At 55.2% G+C, this 825-nt stretch carries 1 protein-coding gene; it reads left to right on the forward strand.

What is annotated here, in order from left to right:
* Nucleotides 1–19: 19 nt before the first annotated feature.
* A partial coding sequence (locus tag D3F01_RS15850; RefSeq protein WP_347568012.1) for an FAD-binding protein occupies nucleotides 20–825 on the forward strand: 806 nt, incomplete at its 3' end.

The raw sequence follows: 825 nt of genomic DNA on the forward strand, positions 1-825 counted from the left end.
TCTGGGAGTACAGTTCAACGTGACAGATGACGATGAACTCGACCTGCGGAATTTTGGCGGACAGAAGAAAAAGCGGACGGCCTTTGCACAAAGCGATACGGGAAAGCAACTGATGACCGCTCTGATCGATGCTGTGCGCCGGGAAGAAAGCGCAGGAACGGTCGAACGCTTTCCTCACCATAAGTTCCGCACCCTGCTGTTTTCCGGGAACATCTGCGGCGGCTGCACAGTGCAGGACACCTATACCGGCGAACTGCTGCGGTTTGTATGCGATGCCGTCCTGATTGCCACAGGCGGGCCGCATGGCTTATTCGGTGATACGACCGGCTCTCTTGCCAATACCGGAGAAGTCACCGCAGAACTGTTCCGTCTGGGTGTTCCGATGGCAAATCTTGAAATGATCCAGTACCACCCCACCACGGTCGAACAGGGCGGAAAACGGATGCTTCTGAGTGAGGCAGCCCGTGGTGAGGGCGGGCGGCTGCTTGCATTGCGGAACGGGAAGCCGTGGTATTTCATGGAAGAAAAATATCCAGAACTCGGCAACCTGATGCCGCGTGACATCACCGCGCGGGAAGTCTGGACGGTCAGCCGTGATTATGAGGTGTTCCTCGACATGACAGAACTCCCCAAGGAAGTCATGGAACATAAACTTGCCGGACTGGTGGATGATTGTCAGACCTATCTGCACAAAGATATTCGCAAAGAACCCATTCCAATTTTGCCGGGTATCCATTACTTTATGGGCGGCATTCAGGTGGACGAGCGGCACCGCACTTCGATGCGGAATCTGTACGCTGCCGGTGAATGCTGCGCTCAGTACCA

The sequence above is a fragment of the Faecalibacterium sp. BCRC 81149 genome, from assembly GCF_022750605.1.
Lineage (GTDB): Bacteria > Bacillota > Clostridia > Oscillospirales > Ruminococcaceae > Faecalibacterium > Faecalibacterium duncaniae.